This window comes from Myroides sp. (assembly GCF_032073645.1).
Taxonomy (GTDB): domain Bacteria; phylum Bacteroidota; class Bacteroidia; order Flavobacteriales; family Flavobacteriaceae; genus Flavobacterium; species Flavobacterium odoratimimum.
The window spans coordinates 115,065-139,097 of record NZ_DAMANB010000008.1 but is presented as its reverse complement, the minus strand read 5'-3'; the positions used below and the strand labels follow the sequence as shown (position 1 = coordinate 139,097).

At 34.3% G+C, this 24,033-nt stretch carries 22 protein-coding genes; 9 read left to right on the top strand and 13 right to left on the bottom strand.

The genetic code is table 11. From position 1 onward, the window contains the following. Positions 1 to 43 precede the first annotated feature (43 nt). Positions 44 to 1,030, bottom strand: a complete 987-nt coding sequence (locus RT228_RS08265) for a hypothetical protein (protein ID WP_006260843.1) — start codon at positions 1,028 to 1,030, stop codon at positions 44 to 46. A 153-nt stretch (positions 1,031 to 1,183) separates the two neighbouring features. Beyond that, entirely contained in the window at positions 1,184 to 2,860 is a 1,677-nt protein-coding gene (ggt, locus tag RT228_RS08260; RefSeq protein ID WP_006256720.1) for a gamma-glutamyltransferase, read from the bottom strand. Between the two features lie 141 nt (positions 2,861 to 3,001). On the opposite strand from ggt, the gene RT228_RS08255 reads away from it, so the two are divergent. Next, the gene (locus RT228_RS08255) at positions 3,002 to 3,724 is read left to right on the top strand and encodes a DUF6348 family protein (protein ID WP_006256721.1); all 723 of its coding nucleotides are present in this window, start codon (positions 3,002 to 3,004) and stop codon (positions 3,722 to 3,724) included. Between the two features lie 78 nt (positions 3,725 to 3,802). On the opposite strand, the gene RT228_RS08250 is transcribed toward RT228_RS08255, so the two are convergent. The 3 genes from RT228_RS08250 to RT228_RS08240 form a co-directional block, all read right to left on the bottom strand. After that, entirely contained in the window at positions 3,803 to 4,237 is a 435-nt protein-coding gene (locus tag RT228_RS08250) for a hypothetical protein (RefSeq protein WP_006256722.1), read from the bottom strand. 77 nt (positions 4,238 to 4,314) lie between these two features. Continuing rightward, a complete protein-coding gene (locus RT228_RS08245; RefSeq protein WP_006256723.1) occupies positions 4,315 to 4,824 on the bottom strand; it encodes an HPP family protein in 510 nt (169 codons plus the stop codon). Further along, positions 4,825 to 5,358, bottom strand: coding sequence for a TetR/AcrR family transcriptional regulator (locus RT228_RS08240; protein WP_230486143.1), 534 nt, complete (start codon positions 5,356 to 5,358; stop codon positions 4,825 to 4,827). 407 nt (positions 5,359 to 5,765) lie between these two features. Here RT228_RS08240 and RT228_RS08235 point away from each other — a divergent pair, with 407 nt between their 5' ends. The 3 genes from RT228_RS08235 (at position 5,766) to RT228_RS08225 (ending at position 8,538) form a co-directional block, all read left to right on the top strand. Continuing rightward, entirely contained in the window at positions 5,766 to 6,497 is a 732-nt protein-coding gene (locus RT228_RS08235; RefSeq protein ID WP_286420658.1) for a hypothetical protein, read from the top strand. Positions 6,498 to 6,574: 77 nt separating this feature from the next. Further along, a complete protein-coding gene (locus RT228_RS08230) occupies positions 6,575 to 7,828 on the top strand; it encodes a hypothetical protein (protein WP_006256727.1) in 1,254 nt (417 codons plus the stop codon). A 68-nt stretch (positions 7,829 to 7,896) separates the two neighbouring features. Beyond that, complete coding sequence (locus RT228_RS08225; protein WP_006256728.1) at positions 7,897 to 8,538, top strand: hypothetical protein; 642 nt, start codon at positions 7,897 to 7,899, stop codon at positions 8,536 to 8,538. A gap of 46 nt (positions 8,539 to 8,584) precedes the next feature. Here RT228_RS08225 and RT228_RS08220 read toward each other — a convergent pair whose 3' ends face one another. Next, positions 8,585 to 8,866 carry a type II toxin-antitoxin system YafQ family toxin gene (locus RT228_RS08220; protein ID WP_006256729.1) on the bottom strand — a complete coding sequence of 94 codons (282 nt, stop codon included), beginning with the start codon at positions 8,864 to 8,866 and terminating at the stop codon, positions 8,585 to 8,587. Positions 8,867 to 8,869: 3 nt separating this feature from the next. Then, positions 8,870 to 9,106 (bottom strand): hypothetical protein, encoded by a 237-nt coding sequence (locus RT228_RS08215; protein WP_006256730.1) that lies wholly within the window; start codon positions 9,104 to 9,106, stop codon positions 8,870 to 8,872. Positions 9,107 to 9,247: 141 nt separating this feature from the next. On the opposite strand from RT228_RS08215, the gene RT228_RS08210 reads away from it, so the two are divergent. After that, positions 9,248 to 9,535: a DUF1778 domain-containing protein gene (locus RT228_RS08210; protein WP_006256731.1), complete on the top strand. Its 288-nt coding sequence runs from the start codon at positions 9,248 to 9,250 to the stop codon at positions 9,533 to 9,535. A gap of 187 nt (positions 9,536 to 9,722) precedes the next feature. Here RT228_RS08210 and RT228_RS08205 read toward each other — a convergent pair whose 3' ends face one another. Together RT228_RS08205 and RT228_RS08200 are read right to left on the bottom strand one after the other, a co-directional pair. Further along, entirely contained in the window at positions 9,723 to 10,451 is a 729-nt protein-coding gene (locus RT228_RS08205; protein WP_006256732.1) for a ZIP family metal transporter, read from the bottom strand. 4 nt (positions 10,452 to 10,455) lie between these two features. After that, positions 10,456 to 11,187, bottom strand: coding sequence for a class I SAM-dependent methyltransferase (locus RT228_RS08200; protein WP_006256733.1), 732 nt, complete (start codon positions 11,185 to 11,187; stop codon positions 10,456 to 10,458). Positions 11,188 to 11,413: 226 nt separating this feature from the next. Here RT228_RS08200 and RT228_RS08195 point away from each other — a divergent pair, with 226 nt between their 5' ends. Beyond that, positions 11,414 to 12,562 (top strand): class I SAM-dependent RNA methyltransferase, encoded by a 1,149-nt coding sequence (locus RT228_RS08195; RefSeq protein ID WP_006256734.1) that lies wholly within the window; start codon positions 11,414 to 11,416, stop codon positions 12,560 to 12,562. Between the two features lie 3 nt (positions 12,563 to 12,565). Then, positions 12,566 to 12,799: a hypothetical protein gene (locus tag RT228_RS08190; RefSeq protein WP_006256735.1), complete on the top strand. Its 234-nt coding sequence runs from the start codon at positions 12,566 to 12,568 to the stop codon at positions 12,797 to 12,799. 231 nt (positions 12,800 to 13,030) lie between these two features. On the opposite strand, the gene RT228_RS08185 is transcribed toward RT228_RS08190, so the two are convergent. Further along, positions 13,031 to 13,576 carry a GNAT family N-acetyltransferase gene (locus tag RT228_RS08185; protein WP_006256736.1) on the bottom strand — a complete coding sequence of 182 codons (546 nt, stop codon included), beginning with the start codon at positions 13,574 to 13,576 and terminating at the stop codon, positions 13,031 to 13,033. A 190-nt stretch (positions 13,577 to 13,766) separates the two neighbouring features. Between RT228_RS08185 and RT228_RS08180 the strand changes: the two genes are divergently transcribed. Continuing rightward, positions 13,767 to 15,137, top strand: coding sequence for a Gfo/Idh/MocA family protein (locus RT228_RS08180; protein WP_006256738.1), 1,371 nt, complete (start codon positions 13,767 to 13,769; stop codon positions 15,135 to 15,137). Positions 15,138 to 15,183: 46 nt separating this feature from the next. Here RT228_RS08180 and RT228_RS08175 read toward each other — a convergent pair whose 3' ends face one another. Next, the gene (locus tag RT228_RS08175) at positions 15,184 to 17,388 is read right to left on the bottom strand and encodes an alpha/beta hydrolase family protein (RefSeq protein ID WP_006256739.1); all 2,205 of its coding nucleotides are present in this window, start codon (positions 17,386 to 17,388) and stop codon (positions 15,184 to 15,186) included. A 398-nt stretch (positions 17,389 to 17,786) separates the two neighbouring features. Here RT228_RS08175 and RT228_RS08170 point away from each other — a divergent pair, with 398 nt between their 5' ends. Continuing rightward, positions 17,787 to 19,196 (top strand): glycosyltransferase, encoded by a 1,410-nt coding sequence (locus RT228_RS08170; RefSeq protein ID WP_006256740.1) that lies wholly within the window; start codon positions 17,787 to 17,789, stop codon positions 19,194 to 19,196. A gap of 160 nt (positions 19,197 to 19,356) precedes the next feature. Here RT228_RS08170 and RT228_RS08165 read toward each other — a convergent pair whose 3' ends face one another. Next, positions 19,357 to 22,305: a prolyl oligopeptidase family serine peptidase gene (locus RT228_RS08165; protein WP_006256741.1), complete on the bottom strand. Its 2,949-nt coding sequence runs from the start codon at positions 22,303 to 22,305 to the stop codon at positions 19,357 to 19,359. Positions 22,306 to 22,364: 59 nt separating this feature from the next. Continuing rightward, the gene (locus tag RT228_RS08160) at positions 22,365 to 24,020 is read right to left on the bottom strand and encodes a fatty acid--CoA ligase (protein ID WP_006256742.1); all 1,656 of its coding nucleotides are present in this window, start codon (positions 24,018 to 24,020) and stop codon (positions 22,365 to 22,367) included. Between the last annotated feature and the right edge of the window lie 13 nt (positions 24,021 to 24,033).

Below are 24,033 nucleotides of genomic sequence, written 5' to 3'. Positions count from 1 at the left end.
AACCTGTATAGCTTTTTCTAAAAGATAAGGGTAAACCTTTATTTTATTTAAAGTTGTTTTTTATCCAAGGATATATATCTTTGAACATCATATCTTCTTTATTCGAAATTCCTATCAGTAAATTACAAGCATATATAACATAGTACCTTCCTAAATTTATTTCATAACACTCCTCTACTTCTTCTAAGTATAATATTCCTTCTTTTAACTTTAACCATGCTTTGACATACTCCTTAATGCTTAGATAATCTTCTATCAATTTACTTAAGAAACTTGCTTTACCCCAAGCATCATCCTCTACATATTCCCATAGCGCTTCTCTTCCTACTATCACTTTATCTATATTTCCTATACACTTATAGAAAGACACATAATCCTCCCATCTTTCCTTATTCCATACAGTGATATTCTCTTCCCAAGATTGAATACACGCTTTGGCAATTTCATCTTCTTCTAAATCCAATGCATAATAAACAATGCCTTCTGTAGACATCTCTTCAGGACAAAGGCTATAATATCTTTGTTTTCTTTCCTTCCACTCTACAATGTCTTCTTCATCCCAATCACATTCTGCTAGACTATCTCCAATTAAGTCATAAAAATCTTCTTTCCAACTTACCTCTTGATGGGATATCCATTCAAATGTATTCTTCACTCCATTGTGTAGCAAATACTCTCTATCAAAGCCGCAATACGTATCAAAGTTGGCATTCTTCGCCTGGATAAATAAGGAGATATAATCAGAACGTTGATATAAACTAACTAGATACGCTGCTAGATCTAATGCCTCTGTGAATCCCTGAAAATCATCTTCTCGCCTACTCGCTATCTCTGCTTCAAACAATTTAACTAACAACTGCTCCTCTCTCAATTCTTCTGAATGCAAGAAACCTACTAATACTCGATGTCTATCTATTGCATTCTCATGATTTCTTTCTTTTCCTAAGTATTCATATTTCTTCAAGTAGATAGGTTCAGAGACTAACTCCTTCACCATCTTCTTATACTTTTCTAACATCAAGTTTATCATTTCTTTTCCTTCTTTTTATTGAAATTCAAATTAACCACATATATCTTAAACCTAAAATACAAAAGGCTATCTAATGAAAGATAACCTTTTGTATATATTATGTGATATAGTTCGTTGTCTAGGACAGAGCGTTAAAAAACATTCCTAATTCAACTAGTATCCTATAGCGATATCATCTCCACGAGTATCTGCTCCTGCTTGGTAAGTACCATTTTTATTGACTAAGATTCCCTCTACGCGTCCATAAGGTTTGCGTTCTTTTAGGATATAACCTTTATCAGTAAGCGCTTTTCGCACTCCAGCCGTAATTGCTGTTGGTTCATAATCGATATGATCAGGAAGCCACTGGTGGTGAAAACGAGGAGCAGATACTGCCTCTTGCATATTCATCCCAAATTCAGTTACATTTAGAATCGTTTGAAACACAGAAGTGATAATTGTCGATCCACCTGGTGTACCTACTACCATGTACAATTTACCGTTTTTCTCTAAAATTGTTGGAGACATTGAGCTTAACATTCGCTTTTCTGGTTCTATCGCATTCGCTTTTCCTCCCACTAATCCGTACATATTAGGTGTACCAGGTTTCACAGAGAAATCATCCATCTCATTATTCAACAAGAATCCCGCTCCTCCTACTATCGTTTTAGAACCATAAGAATCATTTAATGTAGTCGTTGCAGACACAGCATTTCCCCATTTATCGACTACACAGTAGTGCGTTGTCTCATCGCTCTCATACCCGCCTAACTCTCCTGCTTTAACATCAGTACTCTTCGTTGCTTTGTCAAAAGACATAGACTCCATACGCCCTAGATTGTATTCTTTATTTACTAACTGATTTACAGGCACTTTATAGAAATCAGGGTCTCCTAAGTGCTCAGCTCTATCTGCATATACACGGCGTTCTGCTTCTACCATTACTTGTACTGTTTTTTCAGATTGGAATCCCCACTTTGCTAAAGGGTATTTCTCTATGGATTGGAACAAAGAGATTAAGGCAATACCTCCACTACTCGGAGGTGGCATAGAGATTACTTTTAATCCTTTATACTCTCCTACTATAGGCGTTCTCCATTTTGCTTCATAGCGTTTTAAATCTTCAAGAGTTATCATTCCATTACCTCTCTTCATCTCTCCTACGATTAACTCAGCCGTTTTCCCTTCGTAGAACCCTTTATGTCCTTCTTTTTGTACACGTTTCAGTGTTTCAGCTAAATCTTTTTGAATAAACACATCTCCTTTTGACCACTGTTCTTTTTCAGTAATAGCTGTACTTTGTGTACTAAATTTCACGAAGTTATCGTGTTGTTTAGTGAACTCACCTGCTTGTTTTTCTGTAATACTAAATCCTTTCTCTGCTAAGTCTATAGCTGGCTGTACCAATTCTTCCCATTGTAGAGAACCGTACTTAGCATGAGCTTGTACCATACCTGCTATTGTACCTGGTACCCCTGTTGCTAAGGCTCCTCTCATACTCAATTCTGTTATCGCTTCTCCATCTCCTCCCCAATACATATTTTCTCTTGCTTGCATAGGAGCTTTTTCTCTATAGTCTAGTGCGTCTATCTTACCATCCTTACCGCGATACACCATAAATCCTCCACCTCCGATATTACCAGCATTTGGATATACCACAGCTAATGCTAGCTCTACTGCTACAGCAGCATCTACTGCATTACCTCCTTTTTTTAGGATATCTACTCCTACTCTACTTGCCTCTGGGTGTGCTGATACAATCACTCCATTCTTGTACGCCTGTGGATTCTGAGCTACTACTTGTAATAAGCTACCACATAGGATAAAGGCTGATAATATAACTTTCTTCATGTATTGTTGTTTTTGTTACCGCAAGATAGATATTTTGAATTTATTATTAAAATAAGTGTTCAGTTATAGACAAAAATTCAAAAATATATCAACATAAAATAAATACACTATTAACACTTATCTTTACAATAAATCACAGCTATGAAACTATTTAATTTCCAGAAGAAGAAAACAGAAAGTCACGACCAACCCCACACTGAAGAAGAGATATTACTACATGAGTTAGTCGACCAAATCACTAAATTAAACTATACAATCCAAGTAGATAAAGCTACTCAGATTATCATCGTTAATGACCAATTACTATTGGAATTCAGAATCATCCGAAATCCTGATTATGCAAAAGAACTAATGCACCTCATGATTAATACTGCACATCCTACTCATTTTCCTGATGGTATTATGGAAAGCATCGCTGGGATAGGCGAAACGGTACAAGATAGAATAGCATCTGTAGTAGAGAACTATATCACCTCTACCTTTAAACCCATCGCAGAGAGCCTTACAGATACCCATTCACCAGAATATGATTTCATTAGTGATGAAGTACTATGGCATCCCGCATTAAGTGACTTACGTGTTCAAGGTTCTTTTAACAGAGAGCTGAGTGGTGATGAATTATATTTATTATTAGTTTCTAAACTTGAGTCTATGTTATCTAGAGATCAGAAGTTCCATTGGCTAAAAATGTATATATCAAAACAACAGTCAGGAGAAATAATAGGTGACTGCCTCTTAGATAACGAACCTTGGGATGAAGGATTAGATATATTAGCGGACTATATCAGTACATTCCCTGTAGAAAGCACATTTATAGGCATCAAACAATTCGTAGTGTTTAGACGATGTGATAAGTATGATTAGTACAAAAATTAAATATCACAAAAAAGCCCATACTCTTACTAGACTATGGGCTTTTTTAATTATTTATGTTATCATCACTTATACAGCTATCTCATCAGGTAAATGACCTATAATCTCTTTCAGCGTCTTCTCACTATACCCTGCTAAGTTCCATACCTTATTGCGCTGTCCACCCAAAGTCAGTACTAAACTATACCCAATCAATACCCCCGAATTTCTATGTTCTAACACTCCTATATCTTGAATATCTCTCACAGAATATAGCATCTTCTCACCTTTGACAGTTGTGATAATAAGATGATCTCCTTCAAAGTCAATACTATTACAATACTTAAACACATAGTATATCGCACCAATAATAAAGAAGGGCAATACGACTAATAAAAACCACTCTACTGTATCAGGTACTTTATTAGTAAGGGCTAATACCATACTAACAATAACACCAATACCTCCAAACCATACTAGCTTACCTAATATAATCCCTATCAGATGGTTATACGATTTTTTCATATTTTTTGCGCAAAAATATGAAACGCATAAACACTATCCCTATGGATATATAAATAGTACCGCAATTAATCTGATTATTACCACCAATACTTAGGGTACTTCCTCAGCTTGCTTATATTGTTAAATAACAAGGCTATTACTGTGATAATAACAGATCCTGCCAAAACAGGATTAACAATAAAAGACCAACTCGCTCCTCCTAGTATAATGACTAGAGGATCTGCACCTGCTGGTGGATGTGTAGTCTTAGTCACCAGCATTAATCCTATCGCTGCACCTACTCCTATTGCTAGAGAATACCATTCTGTTCCTAAAAAAGTAAGACATAGCAGTCCTACTATACTCGCTAATAGATGACCTCCTATGATATTACGAGGTTGAGCTAAAGGGCTATCAGGTACTCCAAATGCCAATACACAAGTCGCTCCAAAGGGAGCCATGATCAAAGGCATTTCTAATTCTTTAGTCATAAAGGCTATCACACCTATCGCTAACATACCTCCTATCCCTGAGTATATAGAATGTTTAGAAGTAGCTGATTGTGGACTAGTCTCTGTTGTTTTAAATTTTGCTATATATCGTTTCATTTAGATTAAATCTTGTTTTAGTAATTCTATTGTTTTCTTTACGCAGGCTGAGTTCTGATAGACTTGACTCTCTGTCAGCCCTGCCTCAAACAGCATATATAACATAAAGGCCCTGTTCTCATCTGTTACTAATGCCTTAAAATATGCTTGTAATTCTGTCTTATGCTGATGGATGACTTCATAAATTTTTCCTTTATGCTCAGGTAGCTCTGACAACATATTAAGAAATGCACAGCCCCTATATCCCTCCTTCTCATTCATCTCTATAATATAGGTAAACACTGCTATGATGCGTTCCTTAATCGTGCGCTTCTTCTCCACATCTTCTTTCAGTCCCATAAACCAATAGTCATGTCTAGCTTTTAGATACGCTACAGCTAGATCATCTTTCGTTTTATAATGGTCATAAAAGCTAGATTTAGCCACCTTAGCTTCTTCTATCACAGCATTGATCCCTGTGCTATTATATCCATATTGATGAAAGAGTAAAGTAGCAGCCTCTAATACCCTCTCCTTAGGTGAATTATTTTTCATGAAACAAAGATAGAAATAAAAACAGACAAGTCTGTCTGTTTTGCCTTTTTTATAGATCAATTTTTGGTCGAGATAGGTCATTTGTGGCCATTTTAGGACATTTGTGGCCATTTTTTCCCATCTCAAAAAAAAACATATTTATAATTCAAAACTTTGCAAAGAGAACAAACAAGAATAAAAACAGAATACAATCTGCTATCGCATTTGATGTCTGGTTGTATTCTAGTAGGGTTTCACTCGAATTGAGTCCGTAGTGAGTCCGTTATGAGTCCGTACTCACTCCGTTAAATCAAGCAAAAAAACGGAGACGTATCTCACGTAGGACTCACATAATAATAAATGAACCAAATCAATAGTCAATGAAGACTACTATGCAAGTAAAGTATAACCAATAAATTATAACAATTATGGCAAAAATTGATGCAAAAGGGAGACCTCAAGGAAAGTATCTAAACTCTGTATTCAGAATAGTAGATAACAAAGTCATTATGCAAGGCAAACCCTCTAAACAAAAACAGACTAAAAAAACGAAGCAGGCAGCTACAGACTTTGGTACGGTGCAGAAATGCAATAAGCAATTAAGATACCTCATCCAACTCGCAATGAACAACAATCATTGTAAAAAAATGCACCTTAGAATGAACACGCTTGCATTAGCACAGCTGCGTAATAATGAAGTATTTCCTTTAGGTCAACGCACTTACTTTAATACAGATCTAAGCGGGATGGTAGGTTTTGACTTTAATACGAATACTCCTTTTGGAGAGTATTGTACCCTACCGATTACTTTTCAGAAACTAGATAGTCATAAAACACGTATTAGTATAGACACCTCTACTATCAATGACTATTTTAACTTTGAAGATAAGACATCTGAGATTAAAGTAGAGTTATTTATACAATATCATCAACTTAACTATCAAGAAATCCACAAAACAGAAAGTATTTCCTTCACTGTCAAAAAAGGAGAAATCCTCTCTGCTAAAGAGTGGGTTATACAGAATACGTTAGAGAGCAGTATTACCCTTGTGATAGGACAGTTATGGTATCTAAAGCAGACCTTAACTGGCCAATACATTATGATTAATAATCGTGAATTCCATCCTAGTAGTATTCTCTATCTAGATAATGGCCTATAAAACACAATGAAAAACCTAGTGGATAAAGGTAGAGAATCACTGATATTCTCTACCTTTATCTTTTTAACTGTAAGTGTATGGGGTGGTTTTCGCATAAAAGTAAGTTTCCAAAAGAAAATAAGGATAGAGGAATCATAAGAATAACAGATAATGAAATTATTATCACTAATAGATCGTATGAGAGTGAAGATGAAATAATCCTTATCCCTAAAATAGAATACATTTATCTAGAGACATCGGACTATAGTGAGCCAAGTATGTTCATCTACCAAGATAGACAGTACTACATCCCTGGTGATTATGTAGGTACAGAAAAACTGTGGCTATACTTAGCCGAACAGTTTCATTTCGATATCAACTTGGTTATTCAACACCTCAACGATAAAACAAATAATATATATAAACTCTACAGAACTACCTACAAACAGAATTATAAGCTAACGAATACATCTAATCATGATTATCTCAAGGGCTATGAAGTTCTAGCTCCCACGCCAATATTTGTGCCTTGGAACACGACTAAAGAAAAGTTATTAGCACAAGAATATATTCATTCGGATGGATTCTATGCAGAAATAACTTATCCTGTACGCATTGGCAATATCACTGTAGATAATTTAGGTACATATATAGATGATATACGTGCTGATGTAGCTCCTACGAGTTACTATACTAAATGCTTTGCTACAGATGGGTCTGATACTAGCTTATATCAACTAAAAGAGACTCTAGAGCACGACCTAGGTTCTACTGCTACCTATACGTTTTATAATGAACACCACTTGTTCTTCTATGCAGAATCTGATCATATCACATTCGAACTAAACTATACCATAGATGATCCTGAGTTTAGAACTGTAGCTTATAGCTTCACTTCACTAAATATCAATACTAAGTATGATTATCCCGACCTATTATCAGATGACATATATGCACCAAAACTAGTATTATCAGCTACTTATGTATTCAACTATTCCCTTACTACACCAAGGAATTACCTAAGGAATGAAAGAATCAAAAGTACTCCTGATCTTGTAAAGCTACAGAGTAAAAACAATTCTGTTATATGGATAGATAAGCCGAATAATATGATTGGGTTTGCGGATAAAGCCTTTGCTATTACGTTTAATAAAGAAGAAATAGACTCTCTTACACTATGGAATACCCTACCTGCTAAAGGGGGTGGATTCTGCGTATTATCTGTAAATTTAAAAGAGGGTAATGCTGTCACTGTCTTTGAAGGAGCACACGATACGATTAAGCATGATTTAGAGGATTTAGAGCAATTCTTAGGTTTACAGATTAATTTTTATGAAGATTATAATTGTTGATTTTAGAGGTTAAAATACCATTATCTCAATAAAAATCCTTAGTTTAGAATAAATAAACTTGTCTTACTATGGGATTTCTATCAAAGCTATTTGGAAAAAAAGAAAACAAACCCTCCTCTACGAATGTGTCAACAGTACCTACTGTCTATATTGACCTATCAGAGGAACAAAAAAAGGCACTCAAGCAGTCTACACTCCCACTCAGAACAGGACAACTGTATATGCACTATTGGGAAGAGGATTTACTAGCCGAAGACTATGACAATGTAGACTGGGCTCATAGGGTAGTACACTTTTGGGAAGCTGAAGAAGTATTTGAAAAGAAATCATTACCACTCCCATTTTTAGATCTAGAAGAGAAACTCTTTCTATTTAAAGGTGACTTGACTAATATAGAATTTGAGATCGGAAAAGCACTTCCTTGGTCTGGTTTTCCAGGAGGAGCTACGAAATATACTACCTATCTCAATGAACAACTAATCTCTATACCTCAACTCTCTACATACGGTAATATCGATTATATAGAACGTGTACCTCTTACTGAGCATAACTTAGATGTACTCACTGAAGGCAATGACCATCTACTCCTCCTTGATGAGAGAATAGTCCAATACAATAAAGGGGAGTTCTTCTTAGATAATACTATCGTACCAATAGATATAGCGTATAGCACAGGTGGACTTCATTTAGTTAGAAAAATAATGACGTAGTACAGTACTTATCGATACTTTATCTTTCCTACCTATATTAACAGAACTATTCAAATAATTCTGAATGTGACCCTACACGTTCTAATCTGATAATATTTGGATTTTTCTCTTCAAACCAGATAATTAAATAATCTGATTCGATGTGACACTCTAAGCGCCCATTCCAATTACCAATTAATTTATGTGGCCTCATTTCAATTGGAACATTACCTACACCTCCTTCTATCAATAAGTCAATAAGATCAAGTACTTTCTTCAAGCGTTTCTTATTGTTCTTAATTTTCTTAAGATCTTTTTTAAACTGAGATGTAAGTTGCAGTTGATGCATACACTACATTTTATCAATAAAATCGTGAAACTCTTCTTTGCTAATAGTTTCTAAATTAGTTTCATTCATAGCATTTATACTATCCTGATTAGGCTCATGATAATTAGTTGCTTTAATCAATAGTGTTTCTAATAGATTATTAAAACTACGATTATTCTTTCTTGCTAATTCTTCTATATGATTATATAGACCTGTATCTAATCGAAAAGAGCCAGCTTTTTTAGGTTTCTTTGTACTCATAAGTATATCTTTGTATTTATTTGTATTACAAATATATACAATTCTTATCATATTATAACACGTATAAAATACCTCCGTAAGAAAAAAAGAATACTATTTTATTTCGATTCGATACCTTTGTAAAAAAATAATATACTAAAAATGAATACTATACACAAAAACAATATAATCCTTAATAAACTTCCGCCTATAGAACAACAAGCTTTAGTGGAAACTGATATTGTACTTGGTGGCTACCAACGTTTGACAGATTTCATTCTCAAAGTTATAAAAGAAAAAGAAGAGGAGCATAGTAAGAATAATGAGGTAATAATTACTTCTAAACGAGATGCTGAAGTTTTTATTGACGCTATCTATACGATACAGGAACCTTCTATTCGATTAATAATGGCTTTTAAAGAGTATAATGCAATCATAAATAAAGGATAGTATTTTTACTGTAGTAGTACAAAACGACCATAATAAAAAGGAGTTTTAACTGTATTAAAATGTTTATCTCTATGAAAGCTCTAGACATTCTATTTAAAGAAAGTTAATCTTAGATCTTACGCTCAACTAACTATAATAAAAAAGACGACTCTTTCGAATCGTCTTCCTCATATTATTATAATTCTACTTATATAAAATAAGCAGCTACTACTCCTAATATTATAGCTATAAGCTTATTGATATTAAATGAATGTCCTTCGTTACTCTCAAAGATAATAGTCGATGAGATATGGAATAAAATACCTACTACTATAGCAGATATCTCAGCGTAATACTGAGTCAAGAACTCTACATTACTAGATACCAATGTTCCTAATGGTGTCATCAGAGAGAAAACAACCATAAAGAAAAGCACTACCTTCTTATTCATATTTGCATTAATAAAAAAGGCAGTTAATATCACTGCTATCGGCAAGTGATGTATCGCTATACCCCATGCTAACTCTTCGTGCTGACTCACTGGCATTCCCTCAAATAAGGCATGGATACACAAGCTGATAAATAAAAGCCAAGGTACCTTGTCTAATTTGTCATGGGTATGTACATGACCATGCTCTGCCCCTTTAGAGAAAAACTCTAATATAATCTGGAAGACAATCCCGATCATAATAAAGAAACCAATATTACCAGAACTGTGGTCGTGTCCGTGATCATGACTATGTCCCACATGTTCTGCTAATGATGCAGCTTCACTAGCTGCATACACATCAGGTAACAAATGGGTAACTGTCAATGCTAACAGGAATGATCCACTAAAGGCCATTAGCAATTTTAAATTCTTTTTGTTTTTGGGCTGTAATAGCACTGCTATTAAATACCCTACAATAACTGATAATAAAGGTATAATATAAACCATCGGCTTATTTGAAAATCATAATTAATCGATCTGATTCTTTTTTATAAAACTTGCGCAACTTATAATCACCAAAAACATCTAAAAGGTAGATCTCTTTCTCATTCATCATCGCTTCAAAGTCCTCTAGTCTTAACGCCTTAACACGTTCTTCGTATTCGTGGTGTTCTCCATCTGCATCAAAGACAATCTCTTTGATAATAAACCCGTCTTCGTATTTTCTAGTGATATGGAAGTCAATTCCGTCTACTGTTTTAACCTCAGAAGGTACTAGATTAGCGATAACTTTATCCACATTCATAAAGTCGATTACTGCTAATCCGTATTCATTTACACTCTGATGAATAGCATCTAATGTACGCATATTATCAGCTGGATCAGGAAAATACCCGAAACTAGTAAACAAATTAAAGATAGCATCATACTTCTCTGTAGAAGGCTCTCTCATATCACGTACTTCAAAATGAAGTGTATCTGTAGCATACTTGCTAGCCTCTTCTATACTATTAGGCGACAGATCTACTCCAGTAACATCATAGCCTAAAGAATTTAAATATATAGAATGTCTTCCTTTGCCACAAGCTAAATCTAACACTTTTGCCCCTTCTTCTAAATTTAAATAATGAGTTAAATTATCAATTAACACTTGTGCTTCTTCGTAATCCCTATCTTTGTATAAAGTATGGTAATAAGGGGTGTCAAACCACGACTTATACCAAGCTTTGTTCTCTTTTGACATACTTTTATTTTAAAACTTTTTAATTAGCCTGCAAATTTACTTTATTTTTGCGGATTAAACCTAGCATATATCACAGACATATCAGGATTTTATAACTAACTAAAATAGTCTTGAAATAATGAAAAAAACGTAGTAAATTATACTGTTTTTATCAGACGTAGTATATTGGTTTAAAGCAGAATAGTCAATTATTCCTTATATAAGAAGAAAGATGGAAAATTTTAAAATGGTGGCTAAGACCTTCTTTGGTTTTGAAGAAGTACTAGCAAAAGAATTACAATTATTAGGTGCATTAAATGTACAACAGGGTACTAGAATGGTAAGTTTTAAAGGAGATAAAGGTTTTATGTATAAAGCCAATCTATCTCTGCGTACAACTTTAAAAATCCTAAAACCTATTGCTACTTTTGCAGTATATAATGAAGCAAACTTATATAAAGGAGTTCAAAGTATTGACTGGAGTGAGTATCTAACAGCTAATCAGTCCTTCGTAATAGACGCTACAGTATTCTCTGATAACTTTAACAACTCTCAATTCGTTGCGTTAAAAGCAAAGGATGCTATCGTAGATCAGTTTAGAAATAAAAGTGGAGTACGCCCAAGTATAGATAAAGATTATCCGGACTTAAGAATTAACGTCCACTTACAAAAAGACCTGTGTACAATATCTCTAGATTCGTCAGGAGCCTCTCTACATCACCGTGGATATAGAACAGCTACTAATATCGCTCCTATTAATGAAGTGTTAGCAGCAGGAATGTTATTAATGTCAGGATGGGATGGTAGAAGTGATTTTATGGATCCAATGTGTGGTTCTGGTACAATCTTAACAGAAGCGGCTATGATTGCTTGTAATATCCCTGCAAATATCAATAGAAAAGAGTTTGCTTTTGAAAGATGGAATGATTGGGATGCTGAGCTTTTTGACAAGGTACAAGAGTCACTATTAAAAAGAATACGCGAGTTCCATTATACAATAAAAGGATATGATAAGGCACCTTCTGCAGTATTAAAAGCAATAGATAACGTAAGAAATGCTAACTTAGACGAATATATCGAGATAAAAACTGCGAACTTCTTCGATACTCAAAAGGAAACTGAAGGCCCACTACACATGGTGTTTAACCCTCCTTATGGAGAACGTCTAGACATAGATCTAGAGCGCTTCTACAGAGAAGTAGGAGATACATTAAAACAAGGCTATCCTGGCACAGAAGCTTGGTTCATCACAGGTAATGTAGAAGCCTTAAAATTCGTAGGATTAAGACCTTCTAGAAAGATAAAACTATACAATGGAAAACTAGAAGCTCGTTTAGTAAAATATGAACTATACGAAGGAAGTAAAAAAGGAAAATATATAAACAAAAATGATTAAATCATGAGTGTATCAACTAAAACCATCATCTTACAGTTTCTGAGTTTTGCTGTACTATTCATTTTATGTCGTTTAGCATTCTCTACTTTTACAGCATTAAGTGGTTTTTGGTTACCACTGACAAGTGCTGTAACTGCTACAATCTTAGCTCCTCAGTTTAAAGTATTCAAAACTGATAAAGGAGATAAAATCTGTATGCGTTGGATATTCTTAAAAGGTGTGAAAATTTTAAACTAATAAAAGAACAAAAGCACAAAAGGCTTTGTTTTTACCCTTTGATTACACAGATAAGCTCTATTATCCATAAAAGAACTTTATCTTATAAAAAAGACAATTTTTGGCTTTTATACTAGTTATAAATGCCCTACATTTGTCACATATCCCTTTAAAAATTTAAATACTAAAAAGCCAATTGGTCATCTAATCATGAACAATTGGCTTTTTTATTTTCTAAAAAAATATAACTCCCTATTTATCAGTCAGTATAGATAGTAACTCTGCATCTACATATCTTCCCTTCTCAAAAAAGTAATCTCTAAGAACACCTTCTGTTTTCATTCCATTTTTCTGTAATACACGACGAGAAGCGTCATGCGCAGGATCAATAAAAGCTTCTATACGATGCAAATCTAATGTAGTGAAGCCAAACTCTAACATTAAGGCTACAGCTTCACTAGCTATTCCTTTCCCCCAATAAGTAGGAGTTACTTCATATCCTATCTCAGCTCTACTGTTCTCCGATGATAAACTATGAAATCCGCATGTTCCTATTAGTTCATCATTTCCCTTTAAAGTTATAGCCCATCGAAGACCTTGTCCATTTATTGTTCTATCATTCCATATCTGAATCAGTTCTTCTGCTTGTTTTACAGTCGTAAACGTTGCTAGATCATAGTATTCTGTTACTTCATCTTTAGAGAAGTATTCAAATACTTGTGGAGCATCACTTCTTCTTAATTCTCTTAAAACTAGTCTATCGCTTTTCACAATAGGCATTTCTCTGATTATTTTCATCTTTTGCTTTTTTACAAAGTACTACATTTTACTTTAGACTATCATAGTTACTTTATACAAACACCATTGACATAAGTTCTCTTACTCAAACTAGCTCTAAAGTATATTTTGAGAAATAATTAACTATTTTACTTTTTATTCCCCTTCTTATCTTCTATTTTTGAGTTCTAACCTATTAACTATAACTATTATGAATAGAAGAGCTTTTCTTCAAAATACCAGTATGGCTGGTATAGGTGCATTAATCGTACCTTCTTCTTTATTTAGCTTCTCAAGCAACACTAAAAAAGTGCGTATCGGAATGATCGCTGTAGGACTAAGAGGTCAAGTGCACTTAGATGAATTACTAAAAAGAGACGATGTAGAAGTGATCGCAATGGCTGATCCTGATGACAGAATGATCAAACGCGCTCAAAAAATCGTAGATAAACACAATAAAAAACAACCTATCGTATATGACAAAGGAGATTATGACTACCAAAATCTTCTAAAACGCAATGATATAGATGCTGTTATTATCTCCTCTCCTTGGGAATGGCATGAAAGACAAGGGACAGAAGCTATGCGTGCAGGCAAGATAGTGGGTATGGAAGTATGTGGAGCCATGATGCTAGAGGAATGTTGGAATTATGTAAATGTGTATGAAGAGACAAAGGTACCTCTAATGATGTTAGAGAATGTGTGTTACCGCCGTGATATCATGGCTGTCTTCAATATGGTAAAGAAAGGTAAGTTTGGGGAATTAATCCACGGTACTGGAGGGTATCAACACGACCTTAGAAATGTCTTATTTAACGATGGGGTACAACCTTATGGTGGAGGTGTAGAATTTGGTGAGAAAGGATTTAGTGAAGCGAAATGGAGAACAGATCATTATGTCAATAGAAATGGGGAACTATACCCTACGCATGGTGTAGGCCCTCTAGCAGCTATGTTTAATGTCAATAGAGGGAATAGAATCACTCACCTAACTTCTATGGCTTCTAAAGCAAGGGGATTACATCAATATATCGTAGAAAATGGTGGTCAAGATCACCCTAATGCAAAAGTAAACTTCAAACAAGGAGATATCGTTACTACAACACTTAAATGTGAGAATGGAGAGACAATGGTATTGACTCATGATACTTCTCTACAACGCCCATATAATTTAGGTTTTAAAGTACAAGGTACTGATGGTATCTGGCAAGAGATTAGCTCTGGCGGATTAGACAAAGGATTTATCTACTTCGAAAAAGAGATGGATCATTCTCATCAATGGGCTAACTCTAAAGACTACTTAGAGCAATATGACCATCCGCTGTGGAAAAAAAATGAGGCTAAAGCTGTAGGTGCTGGTCATGGTGGTATGGATTACTTTATGATCAATGCCTTTGTGGAAAGTATCAAAAGAAATATAGAGTTTCCATTTGACATTTATGACTTGGCTACTTGGTATGCAGTGACTCCTCTAAGTGAGAAGTCTATAGCAGCACATGGTCAGGTACAAGAGATGCCTGACTTTACGAGAGGTAAATATGTGAATAGAAAGACAGTATTCGGCTCTAATAGCGAATATTAATAGATAAAAAAATCCCTGTTATGTATAACAGGGATTTTTTTGTTCTTTATTTTAAGTGCTCTGAGATAAAGCCCATCATACATTTATAAAAAGCAATACTGTTCTCCTCTTTTGCAAAGCCATGCCCTTCATCATATTTTACCATATAAGGTACTTCAAAACCACGTGCTCTTAATGCTTCCACAATTTGATCAGACTCTGCTATTTTTACCCTTGGGTCATTCGCTCCTTGAACAACGAAAAGAGGTTTGTTGATTTTATGTAATTGATAGACAGGAGACACTTCACGAGCAATCTCTCTTTCTTCTTCATTATCTAAATCATACCATATCTCTTTAACCATGTCTTTATAAGGCTTCCAATATTCTGGGAATGATTCAAAGAATGTGAATATACTAGATACACCAACATAATCTACTCCACAAGTATACAGCTCTGGAGTCTTCACTAATCCCATCAGTGTAGCATATCCTCCATGGCTAGCACCATAAATAGCAATCTTAGAAGCATCTACCCATCCTTGTTCAATAACGTATTGTACTCCATCTTCTACATCGTCCATTACTTTTCGTCCGATTTGTTTAAAACCTGATGTAAAGAATTCTTTCCCATAACCTCCTGATATACGGAAGTTCACTTGTAATGTTGCATATCCTCTACTTGCGAATAACTGTGTCTCTGGATTAAAGCCCCAACTATCTCTAATACCTTGTGGTCCTCCATGTGGATTCACAATTAAAGGGACTTTATTTCCTTCTTTAGCAGATTTAGGTAATGTAATATATCCGTGTAGTTTAATCCCATCACGACTCATAAACGAGAAAGGTAACATCTCTGCCATATCCTCTTCTTTTAACTGAGGCATTAGATCGTAAAGCAGAGTAACATCACCTGTATCTTTATCATAATTATAATACTTACCATAAAGCTTATCACTCTGTACTATGATCAAATAACGATCTTCTTTTTCTGTCTTAGCTGCTATAGAATACTCATATTCTCCAAAGTGTCTGTCTAAATCAGCACTAATCTTTTTAAAAGTCTCACTTACTGGTTCTATCACAACTTTTTCGCCTTCGTACCCTAAGTAGTCTATCTCCCAATTTCTATTGCGAGAAAGTCCAATAATAGAAGCGTCATACTCTGCATTAGCATATACTTCTTTAACTACAGACTTTGTTCTAAAGTTATACAGTACAATGCGTTGTTTATCAGAATCTAAATTAGTCAAAACATAAGCTTCATCTTTATCTGTAGACGCATAATTAAATGCCATAAGAGAGAAGGTATCAGACCAATTTATAGTATGAAATAATTGGTAAGTTGTTTCTCCTTCTGCTTTATAAAAATACTGTGTCTGTATACCATTGTACACCTTAGAATATCCTCTAAGATTACCATCTTTATCAAAATCATAATCAGATACAGAATTAGATGGATCATCATTCGTAAATAGCTTAACGTATTCACCTGTATTGATATTAATCTTATAAGGTTCAAATATTTGAGCATTTTCAAGATTCATTGTGATAATGATATAATCTTTTTGCTCTTTAAGCATATTCAGAATACCTGCTTGAACCTTCTCAAATGGGGTTAGATCTATGTTATTAGTACCATCTACATTCACAGCATATATATGGTAGTTCTCATCTCCTCCATTATCCATTACATACGCTAAACGGTCATCATTAATCCATCCATACCCTCTTACCAACTCTTCTCCTTCTTCTATTACACGGATGATATTACCTGTCTCAATCTCTTTTACATACACATGGCGTTTATTCTTCTCGTCTTTTTCTCTATAAGATAAATACTTCCCATTAGGTGAGAGTTGAAATCCAGATGATGTAGGACGTTGAAAGTAATCTTCTACCTTATACTTATACTCCCCTTGTTCTTTATTAGCTAAGACCGATAATTCTTCTTCTGTAGATACTAACGAAGGATTTCCTGGTAGAGTAATCACTGTCTTTTCAAATACAAGAGGTAGTTCTTGTTCCATTTGATTCATCTTTCCTTCTATTTTATCTTCTATATACTCCCCTGCAAAGCTCATTCCCATAGCTGCGACAGAGAAACTTAAGTTGGCTTCTTTAAAAGTTATATTGGTAATTTCGATTCCCATCGCTCCTTGACTAGGTAAGTCTAGAGTAACTTTATCTGTATCTTCTATATGCAATACTAGATCTAGTTTCATTTCTCCTAGGTCTAAGACTGCTTTATAATCTCCTATAATTTCTTTCATAATCCTATTTTTCTTTTCTATTTGCACTCCTTTTCTAACAAGTAGCTTTACAAAAATACTGTTTTAAATATTCTTTCTAATCTACTTTATCAATTAAGTATAGGTACTAAAATGTGTAAATGTACTATTCCACAAGAGTCCTAATAAATACCATTCTACAATAAAAGAGAGTATAATGACCTCACTTTATTCCCCAACAATCTACACTATGTGTCATTTATTTTGTTAAAAAGAGGCTCAAACCCTCTAAAACAGCGATGGCACAACTATTGAAGATACTTAAGTGACTATTTGGTTAATAAAACTTTTATAATGAGATATATTCTCAAATACAAACACTAAAAAATAAATTATAAAACAAACACGCAAATAGTATAACAATATTAAAAGATAAGGTTATGCAAAACGACAAAACGATTAATACGCCACAATCAATTCCTTTAGACAAACAAGAAGGAAAACCTTTAAAGACAAAATCATTATCTACAACTGATTATATCGTTTTAGGAGGTACATTTTTACTAATGGGGGTAGGATTATTTTTAATTTACAAATTACAACCATACTTCGAGAGAATACGTTTCGAACAATTAAAATCATTTTGGGGTTCTACTGTAATTAACTTTGGACTTGTTCTATTTGTTTTACAAATGAGCTTCTTACTTTATATAGTATATCTTTATTTTAGATATAAACCTGTTGCTTCATTAAGTGATGAAGAATTACCAACATGTACTGTTATAGTTCCTGCTTATAATGAAGGACGTTTAGTATATGATACCCTACTTAGTTTAGCAAATGGTGATTATCCAGTAGAGAAATTAGAGATTATTTCTATAGATGATGGTAGTAAAGATGATACATGGAACTGGATGTTGAAAGCTAAAGCAGAATTAGGAGAAAGAGTATCTATCTTACAACAACCTAAAAACCAAGGAAAAAGACACGCGCTATACAGAGGTTTTAATATAGGTACAGGAGAGGTTTATATCACAGTAGATAGTGATTCTATTGTAAAAAAAGATACACTTAGAAACTTAGTTAGCCCATTCGTGTACAATGAGAAATGTGGTGCTGTAGGAGGAAATGTAAGAGTACTAAATACAGAGGATGGAGTTATTCCTAAAATGCTAAATGTAAGTTTTGTATTCAGTTTTGAATTCATTCGTTCTGCTCAGAGTGCTTTAGGATCAGTACTATGTACCCCAGGAGCATTAGCAGCATATCGAAGAGAAGCTGTAATGAACTGTTTAGAAGATTGGATCAACCAAACTTTCATGGGACAACCTTCTGATATCGGTGAAGATAGAGCCATGACAAATATGATTCTAAAACAAGGATATCACGTACTATTCCAACGTAATGCTTATGTATTAACAAATACTCCTGAAGAGTATAGAACATTATACAAGATGTTTATTCGTTGGGAAAGAAGTAATGTGAGAGAAAACATTGCTATGAGTAAATTTGCTTTTAAGAAGTTTAGAGAGGGATCGACAATAGGTCCAAGAATTTTATTGCTAAACCAATGGTTAAGAGTACTAATGGCTTATCCTTTATTAATCTTAATGTTATTCTTCATAGCGACTAAACCATTAGTGTTTATCACTTCTGCTTTAGTAAGTATTTTTATCTTCTCGAGTATTCAAGTATTTTTCTACTCGAAAAGATATAGCGTAGCAGAGTCTTTCTGGGCGTATCCATATAGTATATTCTATACGTTTACTCTATTCTGGATTACTCCTTACGCTATCGCTACCGCTAACAAAAGAGGTTGGTTAACAAGAACATTACCTGCACAAAAATAGAGTAGTTGAATATATTGATTTAAGTAAAAAAGACAGCATGCACTTCGCTGTCTTTTTTCGTTTTACTCTATTCATTTCTTTCATCTAAGGGAAATTAGCATAAATAAAGAACGGCTACTCTGTGAAGAATAGCCGTTCTTTTGTTCTTATCTATTTTAGATTATTTCACTTGATCTTCTGTTAGGTCAAATCCCCAATCTTTTCCTTTCATTGTAGCAGGAACTCCTTTTACCATCCAAACTGGTGCTTTACCATCTTTTAGGTAGTAATCGAAGAATTGTTGTTGACGTACTTGAATATCTTTTCTATTTTGACGTTTCATCAAGTTGTGCTCATCTCCATTATAGTTTAACATCCACGCTGGTTTTCCTAAACGTCTTAATGCCATAAACATTTCTATACCTTGATACCATGGCACTGCCCCATCGTTATCATTATGCATAATTACCACTGGTGTTTTTACATATGGCATTCTAAATAATGGTGAGTTTTCGATATATAAGTCATGTCCTTCCCAAAGTGTTTTTCCTATTCTACTTTGTGTTTTTTCGTATTGGAATTGGCGGCTCATTCCACTTTGCCAACGGATACCTCCATAAGCTGATGTCATATTCGCTACTGGAGCTCCTGACCATGCAGCTGCGTACATATCTGTTACTGTAATTAAATGAGCAACTTGGTATCCTCCCCAACTTTGTCCTTGGATAGCAATTTTATCAGCATTAACCCATTTATTTTGTTTTAAATACTCTACTCCTGAGTTGATATATTCTTCTGCTGATTTACCTGGATGTCCATCTACATAACTAACATCTGGAGTAAACACTAAATAACCATTACTTACAAAATATGAAATATTTAAACGAGATGGTGTTGGTGCTGGAGCTTCATATCGATGCAAGTTATCAGATAACTTCTCATAGAAGTATACAATCATTGGATACTTTTTATTTGCATCAAAATCTTCAGGTTTGAATAACACTCCTGTTGACTCATATCCTTTAGGCGTAGTCCAATGTATTAACTCTGCAGTACCCCAATTGTACTCTTTTTGTTGTTGATTAATATCACTTAATTGAGTAGCTGATACTAAATCATTAGTAACATAAAGATTCATTGACTCTGTAAAAGAACCTTTTAAATAACCATATACATTAGCATCCTTCGCTTTAAACAAAGAACTATAACCACTATATGGTTGCATTAATATCTCTTTAGGTGCTTTTGTACTTTTTATTTCTGTAGTAAAGAATCCTGCATCTTTTGTTTGTTCATTGAATGCTGCTAAGATTACTTGTTCAGTTCTGTTGAATGAACGCTTTTCATCATCTAACTTTAATACATCAAAAGCAATATTATTCTTACGTCCATATCCATTAGTAACCATTCTAGGCGCTTTATTACTATTCAAATAAAATTCCCAAATATCAAAACGGTCTCTAATTAAAACTGACTCATCATTATCTGTCCATGCTTGGATCCCATAAGAAGAAGCATTGTCAGGCATATCAAAAGTCTCATCTGCAAAAGATACAGTTAAACCTTTATTTAAGTGTTTTGTAATATTTGATTTCACATCATAAGCATACCAATTACCTTCTTCACTGTTATAGTATACCACAGCAGTCCCTTTTGGTGATATACGAGCTGAACCTGGTAAGTCAGCAACTACCTCTACTTCTTTACCTGTATTTACATCTACAATGTAGTAAGAAGAAACTCCTGAGATATTCCACTGTCTTTCTACTCTTCGTCCAAAGTCTGAAGAATTAAACACAATATTAGCATTTCCTTCGTCTACTAATTGGCTTCCATTGATTTTTTCATCAGCTAAAGCAATAAGTTTACTCCTATCTTTAAGGTTAATAGTAGCTAAAAAACTTCTCTTTAAGTCCTTGTCTAGATTCACCAATTGTTGAGGTTGAATATAGTCTTCATTATAATGCCAAATATCTACTACTGCATGATCTTCTGCTATAAGTGTAGTGTCTTTAGCAATAGGTTGTGGTGCAATACCTAAATACAATCTTCCTCCATTCTTACTAAAACGAGGTTTGTTATTTTCTGAAACAACCCAATCTTTAGGCATTCCTTTTGTTGTATTAGATGCTAATACTGTAGCGCCTGTTACAAGATCAGTATAGTATAAGTCATATTTCTTTACTAATACTTTCTCCTCATCATTCGTTCCAATAAACACTAATTGCTTACCATTCTCATCAAAAGAGAACTGAGAATACTTACCTGTACCTTCTAAGATTGTTTTGACTGCTTTTGTTTTCAAATCAACTACAAATACTCCGAAAGGTCCTTTTGCTTTCTCTTCTTTAGCAGTTTCTTCTTTTGTATCTGCTAACTCCTTAGTTTTCTCAGTCTTAGTCTCGTCTTTTTTATCGTCCTTTTTCTTTGCATTAGGATCCTTTGTAACAAAAACCAAATATTGTCCTAGATCATCAAAGTAATAGTCTGTTACATTCTCATAAGAAATTTTCTCTCCTGTTACTAAGTTCTCAAATACCAATTCTAAAGGAGCGTCTTTGTCTGCTTTTTTAGCAGGTTTCTTTACCTCCTTTTTGTCTTTTGACTTTGCAGTATCTTTAGCTGGCTCTAATAAATATGCTAGGTAATCTCCTTTCTTTTCTGGTACTTTAAAAGACTTAATATCTGATTTCTTTACTAAAGCTCCTGTCTTTAAATTATATATTCCTAAAGAATCTTTTGCTATCTCATCCTCTTTTTTCTTCTTAGTTCTCACTGCTTTTAAATCAGCATAAGTAGGGCGAATAGAAAAAACAGAGAAATTAGACATCCCTGTAAATACAGGTTTCTCTCCTCTTGGAACTACAAGCTTTTTAGTTTTTTTTGTTGTCTCTATATAAAGAGTTTTGTCTCCTTCTTGTGGATTCACTTGATATAAAATCCAGTCTCCATTATTAGAAAAAGTTTTTGTTCCAATAGATTGCCACCCATCATAAACAGAATGGTCTAAAGGCTTTTTTTGTGCTTGGGTAGTCAAGCTCCCCAAAACAAAAAGACCTAACCCTAACTGTTTCCAGAAATAACTAGGATTAGATCTTTTTGTAGGTTTTGTTGTTGGTGTTAATTTCATATTACGTTAGTTAATTTACGGCTTGGAAGTTACCGCAAATTTCGTACTTGACCAAACAACTATCTTAATTGGTTTAACTCATGTAATTCTCTTATACGTTTCTTACTGATTTTACCTACACTTGTTTTAGGTATATCATCTACAAATACAAAGCGATCAGGGATAGCCCATTTATTGATAACTTGCTTATCAACATACTTTTGCATATGCTCTACTAAGTCTTTCTCCACAATCTCAACTCCCACTTTTGCTACAACTAATGCGAAAGGGCGTTCACCCCATTTATCATCAGGAATTCCAATGACTGCGGCATCTACCACACCTGGATAACTACTTATCATCTCTTCTAAAGCGAGTGAAGACATCCATTCACCTCCTGTTTTAATCACATCTTTAGAACGATCTACTATTTTCACATCATTGTTCTCATCAATCCAAGCTATATCGCCTGTATGCAAATACCCTCCGTCCCACAGTTCCTCACTCTTCTTTTTATCTTTATAATATCCCATGGTAAGATAAGGAGCTCTTACTACGATTTCTCCTAATGTTTTACCATCTTTAGGCACTTCTACTCCATCCTCATCTATTACTTTTAAATCCACTAGTAATGCAGCTCTACCCGTCCTTGTTCTAATCTCTAATTGAGACTCTAGATTATTTTGAATAGTCTCTAAAGATAAATAAGAAGTCGTTAATAATGGACAGGTTTCGGACATTCCATACCCTGTTACTACTGATATACCTCTTTCCATAGCTCTTCTTGCTAATGGCTTACTCAATGCCGATCCCCCTATTAATACACTCCAATTTGAAAAATCAATATCACTAGCAGCAGGGCTCGTCAATAACATATTTAATATCGTAGGTACACAATGTGATATCGTAGGTTTCTCTTTTCTAAAGATTTCTAAGAAACTCTGTGGTTCAAATCTACCAACATACACTTGTTTTAAACTTAATGCTGTCGCTACATAAGGAAGCCCCCAAGCATGCACATGGAACATTGGCGTTAAAGGTAAATACACATCTTTTGAGGTAATTTTAACCCCTTCATTCATCAGAGATAACACACTCATCTCTACCATCGTATGTAGCACTAACTGACGATGAGTGAAATATACTGCTTTAGGGTCACCTGTTGTACCTGTTGTATAGAATAAAGTAGCTACTGCTTCCTCAGAAAAATCAGGAAAACTATACCCTTTCGAAGAAGAAGCAACTAAGTCATCAAAGTATCCTTTTATATCTAAAACCGTCTTAACTTCATTAGTGTGATCGCGAATAATAATAATCTGCTTTACAGTAGTCATTTTATCCTTGATCGACTCTACTATTGGTACAAAATCCTCATGCACAACTAATACCTCATCCTCAGCATGATTAATGGTATAGAGCATTTGTTCTGGAGCTAAACGCCAATTAATTGTATGCAATACATTCCCTGAAATAGGAACAGCAAAATAATTCATTAAATAGCGATGGCTGTCATAATCGATTACTCCTACCACACTACCTCCTTCTAACCCTAATTCTCGATATACATTACACAACTGCTTCACTCTACTATACAGTTCATAATAATCAAAGCGCTCTTGGTTCTTATAAACGATTTCATGTTTAGGATTCACACGAAGTGAATTCTCTAGCAAGTCTTTTATCAATAGTTGATAGGCATGAGCATTACTTGCTGATTCTATTGTTTTTATTTTCATTTGATTGTTTTTT